This window comes from Microbacterium sp. KRD172 (assembly GCF_017168295.1).
In the GTDB taxonomy this organism is placed as follows: domain Bacteria; phylum Actinomycetota; class Actinomycetes; order Actinomycetales; family Microbacteriaceae; genus Microbacterium; species Microbacterium profundi.
The window spans coordinates 961111-975753 of the sequence record NZ_JABFAS010000002.1 but is presented as its reverse complement, the minus strand read 5'-3'; the positions used below and the strand labels follow the sequence as shown (position 1 = coordinate 975753).

Annotated in this window: 10 protein-coding genes and 1 pseudogene; 1 reads left to right on the top strand and 10 read right to left on the bottom strand. The window is 66.3% G+C overall.

Annotation, left to right across the window (positions count from 1 at the left end; all coding sequences use genetic code 11):
- Positions 1–22: 22 nt before the first annotated feature.
- From recR to rhuM, 7 genes are all read right to left on the bottom strand, one after another.
- Positions 23–616, bottom strand: coding sequence for a recombination mediator RecR (gene recR / locus J1M43_RS04975; RefSeq protein WP_033106606.1), 594 nt, complete (start codon positions 614–616; stop codon positions 23–25).
- Complete coding sequence (locus tag J1M43_RS04970) at positions 616–2865, bottom strand: DNA polymerase III subunit gamma and tau (protein WP_206476105.1); 2250 nt, start codon at positions 2863–2865, stop codon at positions 616–618. Before J1M43_RS04970 ends, recR begins: the two co-directional genes overlap by 1 nt.
- 41 nt (positions 2866–2906) lie before the next feature.
- Positions 2907–5390, bottom strand: coding sequence for a glycoside hydrolase family 65 protein (locus J1M43_RS04965; protein ID WP_033106604.1), 2484 nt, complete (start codon positions 5388–5390; stop codon positions 2907–2909).
- Entirely contained in the window at positions 5387–6175 is a 789-nt protein-coding gene (locus tag J1M43_RS04960; RefSeq protein ID WP_052166974.1) for a beta-phosphoglucomutase family hydrolase, read from the bottom strand. Before J1M43_RS04960 ends, J1M43_RS04965 begins: the two co-directional genes overlap by 4 nt.
- 108 nt (positions 6176–6283) lie before the next feature.
- Positions 6284–7504: an acetate/propionate family kinase gene (locus J1M43_RS04955; RefSeq protein ID WP_206476103.1), complete on the bottom strand. Its 1221-nt coding sequence runs from the start codon at positions 7502–7504 to the stop codon at positions 6284–6286.
- Between the two features lie 30 nt (positions 7505–7534).
- Complete coding sequence (locus tag J1M43_RS04950; RefSeq protein ID WP_241245191.1) at positions 7535–10492, bottom strand: type I restriction endonuclease subunit R; 2958 nt, start codon at positions 10490–10492, stop codon at positions 7535–7537.
- A complete protein-coding gene (gene rhuM, locus J1M43_RS04945; protein ID WP_206476101.1) occupies positions 10468–10995 on the bottom strand; it encodes a RhuM family protein in 528 nt (175 codons plus the stop codon). Before rhuM ends, J1M43_RS04950 begins: the two co-directional genes overlap by 25 nt.
- 129 nt (positions 10996–11124) lie before the next feature.
- On the opposite strand from rhuM, the pseudogene J1M43_RS04940 reads away from it, so the two are divergent.
- Positions 11125–11229: pseudogene (locus tag J1M43_RS04940) on the top strand (IS982 family transposase); the annotation flags it as partial.
- Here the strand turns inward: J1M43_RS04940 and J1M43_RS17060 are convergent.
- The 3 genes from J1M43_RS17060 to J1M43_RS04925 are packed head-to-tail and all read right to left on the bottom strand — an operon-like array spanning position 11226 to position 14592.
- Positions 11226–11882 (bottom strand): type I restriction-modification system subunit M N-terminal domain-containing protein, encoded by a 657-nt coding sequence (locus tag J1M43_RS17060; RefSeq protein ID WP_206476099.1) that lies wholly within the window; start codon positions 11880–11882, stop codon positions 11226–11228. The pseudogene J1M43_RS04940 and the gene J1M43_RS17060 sit on opposite strands and share 4 nt — an antisense overlap.
- Before the next feature lie 22 nt (positions 11883–11904).
- Positions 11905–14031 (bottom strand): phosphate acetyltransferase, encoded by a 2127-nt coding sequence (gene pta / locus J1M43_RS04930; RefSeq protein ID WP_206476097.1) that lies wholly within the window; start codon positions 14029–14031, stop codon positions 11905–11907.
- Positions 14032–14040: 9 nt separating this feature from the next.
- Positions 14041–14592, bottom strand: coding sequence for a hypothetical protein (locus J1M43_RS04925; RefSeq protein ID WP_235272410.1), 552 nt, complete (start codon positions 14590–14592; stop codon positions 14041–14043).
- Positions 14593–14643: the final 51 nt, after the last annotated feature.

Sequence of the window (14643 nt, the reverse complement as noted above, 5' to 3'; positions counted from 1 at the left end):
ATGACGACAGCCGCGAGGACGCTCACAACGTCCGTCGACCTTCGAAGGCGCGGCCGAGCGTGACCTCGTCGGCGTATTCGAGGTCGCCGCCCACCGGGAGACCGGATGCGAGGCGCGACACCGTGATCTGCATCGTGGTCAGCAGACGGCTGAGGTAGCTGGCGGTCGCCTCGCCCTCGAGGTTGGGGTTCGTAGCGAGGATGACCTCCTGCACGGTGCCGTCGGCGAGACGCGACATCAACTGCGTGATGCGCAGGTCGTCGGGCCCGACGCCGGCGATCGGGCTGATGGCCCCGCCGAGCACGTGATAGAGGCCGCGGAACTCGCGGGTGCGCTCGATCGCGGAGACGTCCTTGGCGTCTTCGACGACGCAGATCAGCGCGGGGTTGCGACGAGGATCGCGGCAGATCGTGCAGCGATCCTGCTCGGAGACATTGCCGCAGATCTCGCAGAAGCGCACGCGCTCTCGGACGTCGGTGAGCAGCTCGGCGAGCCGGGCGACGTCGAACGTCGGTGTCTGCAGGATATGGAAGGTGATGCGCTGCGCCGACTTCGGGCCGATGCCTGGTAGCCGGCCGAATTCGTCGATGAGTTCCTGAACGATGCCGTCGTACATCAGGCGAACCTCGTCGGCGGCTCATACGGCTCTTCGCGCACGAACGTCGCGCCGAGCACCTGACGGATCACGGCTTCGCCGTAGCGCTGCACGCCGCCCGCGGCACGCTCGGTGCTGACAGGAGCGGAGCGCTGCGGCGTCACGGCAGCCGGCGTGGCCGGCTGCGCGGCCGAGGCCTGGGCCGGTGGCGTGGGCTGCGAAGGCGCCGACGCTGAGGGGAATCGCGCCGGCGGTTCGTACGGCGGTTCCTCATCAGGGGCGTCGGCGTCGTCCGGCGCATCCGCATCGTCGGGCAACGGCGGAATGTCCTGGTCGATCGCGCCGTCCTGCGGCGGCAGCGGCGCGGTTGCCGCGGACTCGACGTCCGCCGGCTCCTCGTCGACCGGGAGCGGGCGTGCGATCGACTGCGGCTCTGCGCTGGGGATCGACGCGACCGCCCATTCGGTCACCGGCGTCGATGCGGCAGGAGCCGGCGCGGCTGGAGCGGGGCGCTCGGGTTCTGGGGCGGCTGATTCGGACGACGCCACCGGCGGCAGCGGCTTCGGGAGGTACTTCACCCGCACGCCGAGTTCCTGCTCGATCGCCGTGCGCAGGTGGTCTGACGGACCGGGACCGGGCGTGGATCCCTTGAACGCCTTGACATCCTGCGGACTCGCGAAGCCGAGCGTCAGCACTTCGGACTCTGTGGCGTAATCGAGCGGCTGCACGGTCGTGACCGTCAGCCATGCGGTGCGGCTGACGCCTTCGAGTCGCTTGAGGATGGCGGGCCATGACGAGCGGATGCGGTCGAAGTCGACCGGGCCGGATGCGGCGGGGGTCGGCTCGGCAGGTGCTGCGGGCCCGGCGACGGATGACGTTTCGACTCGCTCTGCTCGCTCAACGCGTTTCGTCTCGCCTTCGGCTCGCTCAACGACCCGCGAAGGGGCCCCGGCAGCAGGAGCGGACGTGGAAGGAGCGGACGTGGCGGGGGCGGGCGCGGCAGGAGCGGCAGGAGCGGGCGCGGCGGGGGCGGGCGCGGCAGGAGCAGCCGCAGGAGCAGCCGTGGGAGCGCTCGGCGGGTCGTTGAGCGCAGGCGCCGAAGGCGCCGGAGACGAAACGGGCTGAGCGAGCCCTGGCGAGTCGAAGCCGCCACCGCCCGCAGCGCCACCGCCCGCGGCGTTCAGAACTCGCGCGATCATGAGTTCCAGGTGCAGCCGTGGTGAGGTCGCCCCGGTCATGTCGTCGAGAGCTGCGCTCACGACATCGGCGGTGCGTGAGAGGCGTGCGGTACCGAAAGCCGTGGCCTGGGTGCGCATGCGTGCGAGCTCGTCTTCAGCGAGGCCGCGCAGCACCGCGCCGGCACCTGCGCCGACCGCGGCGATCACGATGAGGTCGCGCAGCCGTTCGAGCAGATCGTCGACGAAGCGCCGCGGATCCTGCCCGGTCTGCACCACTCGATCGATCGCAGGGAAGGCGGCAGCGGCATCGCCCGCGGCGAGCGCGTCGACGATCTCATCGAGCAGGGCGCCGTGCGTGTAGCCGAGAAGCGACACCGCGCGCTCGTACGCGACCGAGTCGCCGTCCGAGCCGGCGATGAGCTGGTCGAGCAACGACAGCGTGTCACGAGGAGATCCGCCACCGGCGCGCACGACCAGCGGCAGCACGCCCTTGTCGACCTTCACGCCCTCTTCGGCGGAGAGCTTCTCGACGTACTCGAGCATCGCCGCTGGCGGCACGAGCCGGAACGGATAGTGGTGCGTGCGAGAGCGGATGGTGCCGAGCACCTTGTCGGGCTCGGTGGTCGCGAAGATGAACTTGACGTGCGCAGGCGGCTCTTCGACGAGCTTCAGCAGGGCGTTGAAGCCCTGCGGGGTCACCATGTGCGCCTCGTCGAGGATGAAGATCTTGAAGCGGTCGCGACTGGGGGCGAAAGTCGCCCTCTCACGCAGGTCGCGCGCATCGTCGACGCCGTTGTGACTGGCCGCGTCGATCTCGACGACGTCGAGCGATCCGCCGCCGGCGCGCGAGAGCTCCACGCAGCTGGGGCACGTGCCACACGGGGTGTCCGTCGGACCCTCGGCGCAGTTCAGGCAGCGGGCGAGGATGCGCGCGGAGGTCGTCTTTCCGCAGCCGCGAGGACCGGAGAACAGATACGCGTGACCGACGCGGTCGCTGCGCAGAGCCGTCATGAGCGGATCGGTCACCTGCGACTGCCCGATCATCTCGCCGAAGTTCTCGGGCCGGTAGCGGCGGTACAGGGCTGTGGTCACTGCTCCAGCCTACGGCGTACCGCAGACACCGGACCTCCGGCTCAGTCCTCGTACACGCTGATCACCGGGATCGTCGTCGTCACCACCGGCACGGAAGCGGAGATCAGCGTGCCGTCATCGCGACGCGCGTCCACGAACTGCCCGAGCGCCGGACGCCCCGACAGCACCGGCCCCTGATCGGCGAGTGCCACGATGACCTCGTCGTCCGTGCTCACCGTGTGCTCACCACCGCGAACGGTGAACGTCACCGGCTCTCCCGATCGCGCGACCACACGAAGCTGATCGCGGGTCACGGTCACCTGCAGCGCGGTGCCCTGCCACTGCAGCGGATACGACAGCGAGGGCCAGTCAGCAGGCAGCCGCGGGTCGAAGCTGAGCTCGCCGGCATGATCGCGCATCCCGCCGAATCCGCAGACCAGCGCGGTCCACACGCCGCCGGCCGACGCCACGTGCACGCCGTCGGACGCATTGTGGTGCAGATCGCCGAGGTCGACGAACAGCGAATGCTCGAAGTACTCCCGCGCGAGGTCCTGATATCCGACCTCGGCCGCGAGGATCGACTGCACGACGGCCGACAGCGTCGAATCGCCAGTGGTCAGCGGATCGTAGTACTGGAAGTCGGCGAGCTTCTCCTCCGGCGTGAAGTGGTTGCCCTGCAGGAACAGCGCGAGCACGACATCGGCCTGCTTGAGGACCTGGAACCGGTAGATCACGAGCGGGTGGTAGTGCAGCAGCAACGGCCGCTGGTCGTCCGGGGTGTGCTCGAGATCCCACACCTCGCGCTCCAGGAACATCGCGTCCTGCGGATGGATGCCGAGACTCTCGCTGAACGGGATGAACATCGCCTCCGCGGCGCGATCCCAGGCGTCCGGTTCACCGGCATCCAGTCCGACGCGCTCCACGAGTGCGTCGTACGCACGCGGATTCGCGGCGGCGATCTCGCGCACCACCCGGGCGGCATAGCGCAGGTTGTACCGCGCCATGACGTTCGTGAAGAGATTGTCGTTCACGACCGTCGTGTACTCGTCGGGGCCGGTGACGCCGTGGATGTGGAACGTGGCGTCGCCGTTCGTGCCGCGCCAGAAGCCGAGGGTCGCCCAGAGCCTCGCCGTCTCCACGGCGATGTCGACGCCCTCCCGGCGGAGGAATTCCACATCCCCCGTGGCGCGCACGTACTTGCCGAGCGCGAAGCTGATGTCGGCGTTGATGTGGTACTGCGCCGTCCCCGCCGCGTAATAGGCCGATGCCTCTTCGCCGTTGATCGTGCGCCAGGGGAACAGCGCCCCGGCCTCGTTCAGCTGCGCGGCCCTGCGCCGTGCAGCCGGCAGCATGAGCGCCCGCGCGCGCAGCGCGTTGCGCGCCCACTGCGGGCTCGTGTACGTCAGGAACGGAAGCACGTAGATCTCGGTGTCCCAGAAGTAGTGCCCGCTGTAGCCCGACCCCGAAAGGCCTTTCGCCGGCACGCCCGAACCGTCGGCACGTGCCGACGCCTGCGCGAGCTGGAACAGGCACCAGCGGCTGGCCTGCTGCAGATCGTCGTGCCCCTCGATCACGACGTCGGACCGCTCCCAGAACGCGTCGAGCCATTCCCGCTGACGATGGAACTGCGCCTCTACGCCCTCGACGCGCGCCCGGTCGAGCGAGCGGCGGCAGCGATCGACGAGTTCCCTCGCCGGCACGCCGCGTGAGGTGTGGTAGCTGACGAGTTTGGTGATGCGGATCGGCACTCCGGCCTTCGCCTGCACCCGGAAGACGTTCTTCGCGACGTCCTGCTCGACGAGCCTGCGCGCGCTGTACTCGTTCTCGGTCTCGATCACGTGGTCGGCGACGACCGCCACGGTCATCCCCGATTCCGTGGTCTCGTAGGACAGCGCCGATCGCAGTCCGTCCTGCCAGAACTCGACCGGCTGCAGCACCCGCTCGGTGATCTTCTCGGTCTTGCGGGGGTCGAATCCCGCCTTCTTGGCTGCCCTCGGCGTACCGCCGTACACGCTGCCACCGTCCTGCCTGTTCAGCAGCTGGCAGCTGATGGTGACTGGCGCATCCGAGTTCTCGACCGTCACCTCGAGGCTCAGGATCGCGAGATGACGCTCCTCGAAGCTGACCAGTCGCTCGTCACGCATGCGGATGCGCTTTCCCGACGGCGTCTCCCAGATGAAGCTCCGCTCGAGCACACCGGTGCGCATGTCGAGCGAACGCGAATAGTCCCTGACGTCCGACTCGTCGAACGAGATCGGCTCGTCGTCGACGTACACACGCATGATCTTCGCGTCGGGAGCGTTGACGATCGTCTGCCCGACCTCGGCGAAGCCGAACGCCTGCTCGGCGTGACGGATGCGCCACGTCTCGTGCAGGCCGTTCAGGAATGTGCCGTGCTCGTGCGCGCCGCGACCCTCGATGTGGTTGCCGCGCAGGCCGAGATAGCCGTTTCCTACGGCGAAGAGCGTCTCGGAGAGACCGTCCTCGTCGTAGCGGGTCTCGGTGAGACGCCAGGGTTCGACAGGGAAGCGTTCGCGATCGATCACTTCGACTCCCTCCGGTCGCTCAGTACATCGCATGCGGTCTCCGGGTTGTCGTTCGAGTTCAGAAGCAGACGGGCAAGATCATCGACGATACATGTTGCGCCGGCTGCGCGCAGGGCCTCGGCGCCGGCTCCGCGATCGACTCCGACGACGGTGGCGAAACCGGCGGCTGCGGCGGACGCGGCGCCGGAGACGGCATCCTCCACGGCGATGCTGCGGGCGGGATCCACTCCCAGTGCGGCGGCACCGGCGAGGAACATGTCAGGGGCGGGCTTCGAGGCCAGCCCGTCGCGCTCGGCGACCGTTCCGTCGACCACCACGGTGAAGAATTCACGGATCCCTGCCGTCGCCAGCACCTCTTCGGCATTCTTCGAACTCGACACGACACCCTGGCGGATGCCGGCATCCCGCAGCTGCTCGATCAACGCGAGCGATCCGGGGTAGGCAGAGATGCCTTCGCGGCGCAGCGACACCGAGAACGCGGCGTTCTTGCGGTTGCCGATGCCGCAGATCGTCTCAGCATCCGGTGGATCATCGACCTGTCCCCAGGCGATCTCGACGTTGCGGCTGCGCAGCAGACTCGCGACGCCGTCGTAGCGCTTCTTGCCGTCGACGTACGCGAAGTAGTCGTCGTCGGTGTACGCCGGTTCGATCCCCCAATTGGCGAACACGTCGTCGAACACCGCCTGCCACGCGCGCATGTGCACTTCGGCGGTCGGCGTCAGCACACCGTCCAGATCGAACAGGACTCCTTCGGTGAGGCCGAGGTCTGGCAGAGATTCGGGCATGCGGGCCTCCAGGGTTTCGCGCGAAGGGACCGGCACCTCACTGTGCCACCCAGCCAGCGTAATGGCGCAGGGTTCGCGAGCATAACCCCTTGAAGCGCGTTCCGACGCTCAGACCTGACTCAGGGTCTGCCGCGCGATCTCGAGCTCTTCGTCCGTCGGCACCACGAGCACCGAGGCCGATGATGAGTCGGTCGAGATGCGCCGGATGCTGTGGCTGCGCGCCTCGTTGCGGGCCCGGTCGATCTCGATCCCGAGGAAACCGAGTGTCGAGAGCGCCTCGGCTCGCACACGGGCCGCGTTCTCGCCCACGCCCGCGGTGAACGAGATGACATCGACTCCGCCGAGCTGCGCGATGTACGCGCCCGCGTAGGCGCGCAGGCGATGGATGTAGACGTCGAATGCCAGCGTGGCCGCCTCCTCACCCGCATCCACACCGGCGAGGATGTCGCGCATGTCACTGTGCCCGGCCAGACCCTTCAACCCGCTGCGCGTGTTGAGCAGCGTGTCGATCTCGTCGATCGAGTAGTCGGCCACACGGGCGATGTGCACCAGAACCGCGGGGTCGAGGTCGCCGGAGCGCGTGCCCATCACCAGCCCCTCGAGCGGGGTGAACCCCATCGAGGTCTCCACAGAGCGGCCTCCGTCGATCGCCGTGACAGAAGCTCCGTTGCCCAGGTGGAAGACGAGCTGGCGCAGCGAGGCGAGATCGCGTCCGAGGAAGTCCGCGGCCTGCTCGCTGACGTACTTGTGGCTCGTGCCGTGGAATCCGTAGCGGCGGATGCGGTGCTTCTCGGCGAACGCCGCATCGATCGCGTAGGTGTACGCCGAGGGCTTCAGCGTCTGGTGGAATGCGGTGTCGAACACCGCGACATGAGGCACGTCCTGGAACACCGCGCGTGCGGCGCGGATGCCGGCGAGGTTGGCGGGGTTGTGCAGCGGCGCCAGCACCTCGAGCTCGCCGATCGACTGCTCCACGGCATCCGTCACGAGCGTCGGCGAGAAGAACCGCGCGCCGCCGTGCACGACGCGATGCCCGACGGCGACCGGCGCGTGCTCGTCCAGTGCGGGGCCGTGCGCCTCGAACTGCTCGAGCATGACGGCGAACGCCTCATCATGATCGGCGATCGTCCGTTCACTCTTCTCGGTGACGTCGAGCACCGTCGGTGCGGCTTCACCGTCGCTGCGGCGCCGGGCGGTGTGCGAGATCGCGCTGACGTCCTGACCGATGCGCTCGATGAGCCCCTCGCCGAGCGGCGACTCGCGGTCCATGTCGATCAGGCTGTATTTCAGCGACGAGGAGCCGCTGTTGATGATCAGGACGACGCTCACGCTTTCACTCAACCACACGAGCCACCCCCATCACGCGCTTTGTCGATACGTCGCCCGGAAGACCGCGTCTTCGAACCACCTCTTGAAGTCGCTGTTGTCCGAGTACTCCTTGAACAACTGGGTCTCGTCTTGCACGAGGCTCAGCATCACCTTGCCCAGCGCGTCGACCATAGCGACCTTGGCATTGGCCTGGTCGTTGTTGGCCATCGCCGTCTGATAGACCGGGTCTTCGGCGACCAAGGCCGGTACCTCCTCGGTGACGCGCTGGCGGATGCGCTCTTCGTCCTGCCACGAGATGTTGCCGAACAGCGCATTGAACGATGCCAAGATCTCGCTCAGCCGCTCCATCTCGGGGTCGGGACGACCGCCCGCGCCTGCGCCTGGCACCGGGTCGATCTCGACTTCGCCGTCGGCGAGCGCGATTGTGAGAGCCGTGCGCTTCTCGACGCGGAACGAGTCGAGGTCGATGCTCTCCAGCACACCCGCCGAGAGGTCTTCTCCCGCGGGAGTGGGGAGCTTGGGCACCAGGAACCCGAGAAAGATCGACAGTTTCTCCCACCAGACGTTCGAGTAGGGGAGGATCGCGGAGAGGAATCCGTAGGTGCGCACGAACGCCTTCGCCGCGCCTTTGAACTCGACCTGCTGATCTTCGTCCATGGTTTCGCGGTACTCGTCTACCGAGGCATCCAGCAGCGCGTGCAGTTCGTCGATCGGAGCTTCGGCGAGGTAGCGCTCGACGAAGTGGTCGATGCCCTCCTGTGTGAACACGGCCTCGCGTACGAGCTCTGCCGCCAGGTCGTTGAGCTTGTTCGGGTCGGTCTCATCTGCCAGGACGGTGGTCTGGTAGTAGTCCTGGAAGGAGGCCTGGATGACGTCGGTCTCGTTGGCGAAGTCGAGCACCGAGCAGTCGTGCTTCTGTGGATGCGCGCGGTTCAGGCGTGACAGCGTCTGCACCGCCTTGACTCCGGAGAGTGTCTTGTCGACGTACATCGTGTGCAGCAGCGGTTCGTCGTATCCCGTCTGAAACTTGTCGGCGACGATGAGGATGCGGTACGGGTCCTGCTGGATACGCGCAGGTATCTCGGCGCTGGGGAATCCGTTGTACTGGGACTCTGTGACCTTGTTGCCCTCTTCGTCCTTGAATTCGGAGAAGGCCACGATCGCTTCGTATGGCCGCTTGGTCTCGGCCAGATACGCGCTGGCTGCTTCGTAGTAGTCGATGGCGCGGGCAATCGAGGTGGTGACGATCATGGCGCGTGCCTGGCCGCCGATCTTGCGCGGCTGCATCACCTGGGCGTGGAAGTGATCCATCATGATCTCGGCTTTCTGCCGGATCGCGTGCTTCTGCCCTTCGACGTAGGTGCGCAGCTTCTTCGATGCCCGTTTCGCGTCGAATTCCGGGTCGTCTTCCACGGTCTTGATGAGCTTGTAGTAGGTGTCGACGGGGATGTAATTGGCGAGCACGTCGAGAATGAACTTCTCTTCGATCGCCTGCCGCATCGTGTAGGTGTGGAAGGGGCGATGCTTGATCACTCCGTCCACCGGGTGCGGATGCCCGAAGGTCTCGAGCGTCTTGTTCTTTGGCGTGGCGGTGAAGGCGAAATACGATGCGTTGGGCAGCATCTTCTTCGACTCCATGAGCCGGTTGAGTGCGTCTTCCACGTCTTCGACGTCGGTGTCCAGACCGTCTTTCGACAGGGCTTTCGCGAGTGCCGCGGATACCTTGCCGCCTTGGCTGGAATGCGCCTCGTCGATGATGATCGCGAAACTCTTCTCGCGCTGCACGCCCTTCAAACCCTGCACGATGTAGGGGAACTTTTGCACGGTCGTGATGATGATCTTCTTGCCGGCTTCGATCGCCTCGCGCAGCCCTTTCGAGCTTTCGGCGTGCTGCACCGTGGATCCGACCTGTGTGAAGCCCTTGATCGTGTCGCGGATCTGGCTGTCCAGGATCACCCGGTCGGTGACGACGATGATCGAATCGAACGCGCGTGCACCGTCGTGTTCGACACCGATCAGCTGGTGGGCGAGCCAGGCGATGGAGTTCGATTTGCCGGAGCCGGCGGAGTGCTGGATGAGATAGCGGATGCCGCTGCCGTGTGTTTGCACGTCGGCGAGCAGCTTTCGCACCACGTCGAGCTGGTGGAAGCGCGGGAAGATCGCCGAGGAGGTTTTCTTGCCGGTCTTGGGATCCTTCGTGGTGACGACGGCGGCGAAGTTCTCGATGATGTTGGCAAGGCTGTGCGGTGCGAGCACGCGCTTCCAGAGGTAGTCGGTCATCACCCCATCGGGGTTCGGTGGGTTGCCCGCTCCTCCGTTGTGCCCCTGATCGAACGGCAGGAACCACGACGAGGTGCCGCTCAGCTTCGGGCTGAACCGCACGTGGCGATCGTCGACGGCGAAATGTGCCATGCAGCGGCCGAAGGCGAAGATCGGCTCGCGCGGATCACGGTCGGTCTTGTACTGCTTGACGGCGTCTTCGACGGTCTGGTTGGTGATGTTGTTCTTCAGTTCGAAGGTTGCGACGGGCAGGCCGTTGACGGATGCCACGAGGTCAAGCGACTTGCTGGCTTCGCGGATGCTGTAGTGCACCTGCCGGGTGATCGTAAGCCTGTTCTGCGCGAAGAGTTCGACAGCCTTCGCGTTGTGCGCCGAGGGTGTCGGATAGTACAGGTCGATGTGGTGCGGCCCGTGGGTGACGCCGTCACGCAGGGAGGCGACGATGCCGTTCTTGGTGATCTCGCCCTGCAGGCGGGCAAGGAACTTGTGCGTGGTCGGGGAGTCGCTGTCAAGGTGGAGCACGTCGATCAGCGCGGGTTGGGTGTCGCGGACGAACTCGCGGAACACGGCGAGGTCGAGGCAGTATGCGGCGTTGAAGTTCTTCGGATCGCCTTGCACCCAGCCAGGTGTGCCGTCGGTGGCGACCATCTGCGCCACGATGAGCTCTTCGAGGCTTGCTTCATTCAGATTTGTCGGCACCATCTGCATCTCGCAATCGTTGGCTGCACTGGAGCAGGCGGCGAACATGAGTGATCGGGGAAGGCATCCAGCCGTGCGGCCCAGTCGGCCATCGTCATCTGCCGACGGTTCTTCGCCTGCAGTTCCGCGTAATCGAGGTACATCGTCACGATGAGGTCGAGTTCCGTGATCTCATCATTTTGAAGGTAGTTCTTGGCGACAGCTACGTCGGCTTTGCGGACGACGGTTCCGCTCCACGAGGTGAGCCCCATGTTGGTGGTGTGCGGGTCGCTGCGCAGGCTGACGATCTCGGCCGCGGTGTGACCGGTGACCGCCCAGAGCATCTTGTTCTGTACCTTCGCGAAGAAGGTCTTGGCGAGATCGCTGGATTTCTCGTAGTCCACGGCGGTGGCGTAGAGATCGCGCACCTTTTGATAGAAGCGCTTCTCTGAGGCACGGATGTCGCGGATGCGCTGCAGCCACTCGTCGAAGTAGTCCCAGTTGTCGACGCCCTTGAGCTTGTCATCGTCCATGAGCCTGTCAAATGGTCTGTGTAAGGGGGTGAGGTTCACCCCCCTGAAGGAGAAACACTGTGACTATGGATGCGATCAGCCCGGAGCGCGAGGAGCGTCGTCGGAGGCAGAAGGAGCTTGCTGATCATTTACTCCCGCGTCGCCGCACGGCTCCTCGCCCTCGCAGCCGGAATCTGGCACAACTGGCTCATCGGAGCACCCGTCAAACGCTCACTCATCGCCTACGACCACTAAACCCAATCGGACTCACTCATATAGGTGCCGTCGGGAATCGAATCGGCGATCGGCTCGAACATCAGCCGTGTCATGAGCTTGACGACATCGCGGGGTGTCCAGTGCTCGCCCGCCTCTTCGTTGTTCTCTTCGTTGAAGCGGCGCACCAGCTCTTCGAAGAGGCTGCCCATACCGTGGTTGTCGAGGCTTTTCGGCGACAGATCGAGCGTCGGGTCAAGGAACTTCTCGATCAGCGTGCCGAGCGCATCAGCCTTGGTGAGCCTCGGAATCTGGTTGCGGAACTCGAAGTTCTCCAGGATCTCCTGCACATTCGGCGAAAAGCCGTCGAGGTACGCCTCGAAGTTCTGGCGCAGTTGCATCTGCGTGCTCGCCGCACGCAGATCTTTCAGCAGGAAAGGGCTGGTGTTGTAGAAGTCCTGGGCAGCGGCCTGTCGCAGCGCAGCATCCTGATTCACGATGCTCGCAGCATCCAACGTCTTCTTGGTACTCAGCACATTCTGCTTCGTCTCGGCCAGCACGCTGTCGAGTCGGCGCAGCACCGTCATCGGCAAAATCACATCGCGGTACTTGCCGCGCACGTACAGGTCACGCAGCACGTCGTCGGCGATGTTCCAGATGAGCTGAGCGAGGCGCTGGTTGGTGGTGCTGTTCACACCTTTGACTATATGAGAGGCCTCAGACCTCCGACACCGAGGCACTTCCCTGAGCCTGGATCGCGGTGATCGCGACCGTGTTGACGATGTCGTCGACCAGCGCGCCGCGCGAGAGATCGTTGATAGGCTTGTTCAGCCCCTGCAGCACGGGCCCGATCGCGACGGCTCCTGCCGAGCGCTGCACGGCCTTATACGTGTTGTTGCCCGTGTTCAGATCGGGGAAGACGAACACCGTCGCGCGTCCGGCGACCGCCGAATCCGGCATCTTGGCCTTGGCGACGGCGGCATCGGCCGCGGCGTCGTACTGGATCGGTCCGTCGACCGGCAGCTCGGGGGCGCGCTCGCGCACCAACGCCGTCGCCTCACGCACCTTGTCGACGTCGGCGCCGGTCCCGGACTCCCCCGTCGAATACGACAGCATCGCCACGCGCGGCTCGATGCCGAACTGCTGCGCGGTCTCGGCAGAGGAGATCGCGATGTCTGCGAGTTGAGTGCTGGTGGGATCGGGGATCACCGCGCAGTCGCCGTAGACGAGCACGCGGTCGGCGAGAGCCATCAGGAAGACGCTGGAGACCACCTCCACGCCAGGACGCGTCTTGATGATCTCGAAAGACGGACGAATCGTGTGCGCAGTGGTGTGGGTCGCGCCCGAGACCATGCCGTCCGCCAGACCGAGGTGCACCATGAGCGTTCCGAAGTACGACACGTCTGTGACGGTGTCGGCGGCCTGCGACAGCGTCACTCCCTTGTGCACCCGCAGGCGTGCATACTCCTCGGCGAACCGTTCGATGTACGACGGGTCGGTCGGACTGATGATCTGCGCGGCGCCGATGTCGATGCCGAGCTCGGTGGCGCGAGCGCGGATCTCGCTCTCGTCGCCGAGGATCGTCAGGTCGGCGACGTCACGGGCGATCAGACTCGATGCGGCGCGAAGGATGCGGTCGTCCTCGCCCTCGGGCAGCACGATGCGCTTGCGATCCGCGCTCGCCCGCTCGATGAGCCCGTACTCGAACATCAGCGGCGTCACCACATGCGCCTCGGCGAGTCCGAGCTGCGTCGCGAGCTCGGCGATGTCGACGTGGGTCTGGAAGAGCCCGAGCGCACGGTCGTAGCGGTGCCGCGAGTCGGCGGCCAGCCGTCCCCGCGCGCCCATCACCCGCACGGCGGTGTCGTACGTGCCGTGGTCGGTGGCGATGATGGGGACCGTCGAGGCCAGACCGCCGAGCAGTCGCTCGATCGACTCGGGCAACGGGAAGGGTCCGTTCAGGATGATCCCCGCGATCGACGGGAACGTGCCTGCCGCATCCGCCATCAACGTCGCGAGCAGAACCTCGGTGCGATCAGCGGGGATGACGACGACGGCATCCTGAGTGAGGCGGGGCAGGACGTTGACCATCGACATGCCCGCCACCACCACGTCCAGTGCTTCGCGAGTGAGCAGGTCGGGATCGCCCTTGATGAGCCGTCCGTCGACGGCCGCGAGGATGCCGCGTATCGACGGCGCGACGAGTGTGCGGTCCTCGGGGATGGCCCAGACCGGCGTGTGCTCGGCCTGCGCTGTGCGCACGGCGTCGACGCCCGGCTGCAGGGCGTCCGGATCGGCGCGATTGACGATGACGGCGAACAGCTCTGCCCGCTCGTCATGCAGTTCGGCGAGCGCGAGCGCGGCGATCTGGCCGACCGCGTCGGCCGTACGCGCTGTCGACGTGCCGAGCTGTTCACCACCGCCCTGCTGGTCGCGGCCGCTCAGCACGAGCAGCACGGGGGCACCGAGGTTCGCGGCGATGCGGGCGTTGTAGCCGAGCTCGGCAGGACTGGCCACGTCGGTGTAGTCGCTGCCGATCACGACCACGGCGTCGCACTGCGCCTCCACGGCCTTGAACCTGGACACGATGGTCGCCAGCGCCCGATCGGGGTCGTCGCGCACGTCGTCATAGGTCACCCCGAGGCTGTCGTCGTAGTCGAGATGCACGCCGTCGTGCGCGAGCAGCAGCTCGAGCACGTAGTCGGGCTCAGCGGAGGACCGCGCGATCGGCCGGAAGACACCCACCCTCGGCGTCACGCGCATGAGCGCGTCGAGCACGCCCAGTGCGATGGTGGACTTGCCTGTGTGCCCCTCGGCCGAGGTGATGTAGATGCTCCGCGCCACGGTGCCACCCTACGCCGGACATGGACCGGAAAGCGCGTCGACCACCGCGCCCGCGTCATCTTCGAACCGGGCGTAGTGGTTCGGGTCGGAGTTGACCTGCACGCGATGGATCGCATGCGTGGGCTCCATGCCCTGCCACCCCTCGAGTCCGGCGAGACGTCCGTAGAAGAGGGCGGCGGATGCTGCCGGATCCATCCTCGTCTCGACGCTCCCCCACCACTCCTGCTGCTGGAACAGGCCGATGCTGCTGGTGCGCGTGCCGTCCGGATTGGTGAAGCCGGACGTCTCCCAGTCGCCGTAGTCGATGTTCTGCAGTGAGCTCTCGCCCATCGCCGCCATGACGCCGAGGACCTGGCCGTCGCGCTCGAACCCCTGCTCCGAGGCCGTGCGCACGATGATCGCGGCGTTGTGGAGCTGCTCACCCTGCCAGCCTTCGACCCCTGCGTCCGGCAGATCGCCCGGCGCGTCCACGCACACCGCGACCGGATCGCTCGACGTCGCCATCGGCACGAGAACGATGAGGAGCGCGGCGAGGGTGAGCCCGCCGAGCGCCGCGATCATGAGACGTGCGTCCTTCGGCCGACGCGTCGCGCGGGAGGCCGCCCGCCCGCC

Excerpts from the sequence above, each read along its gene's own strand:
- recR (WP_033106606.1), bottom strand. The coding sequence starts at position 616 with ATGTACGACGGCATCGTTCAGGAACTCATCGACGAATTCGGCCGGCTA.
- J1M43_RS04960 (WP_052166974.1), bottom strand. The coding sequence starts at position 6,175 with ATGCCCGAATCTCTGCCAGACCTCGGCCTCACCGAAGGAGTCCTGTTC.
- J1M43_RS04950 (WP_241245191.1), bottom strand. The coding sequence starts at position 10,492 with ATGCAGATGGTGCCGACAAATCTGAATGAAGCAAGCCTCGAAGAGCTC.
- rhuM (WP_206476101.1), bottom strand. The coding sequence starts at position 10,995 with ATGGACGATGACAAGCTCAAGGGCGTCGACAACTGGGACTACTTCGAC.
- J1M43_RS04925 (WP_235272410.1), bottom strand. The coding sequence starts at position 14,592 with ATGATCGCGGCGCTCGGCGGGCTCACCCTCGCCGCGCTCCTCATCGTT.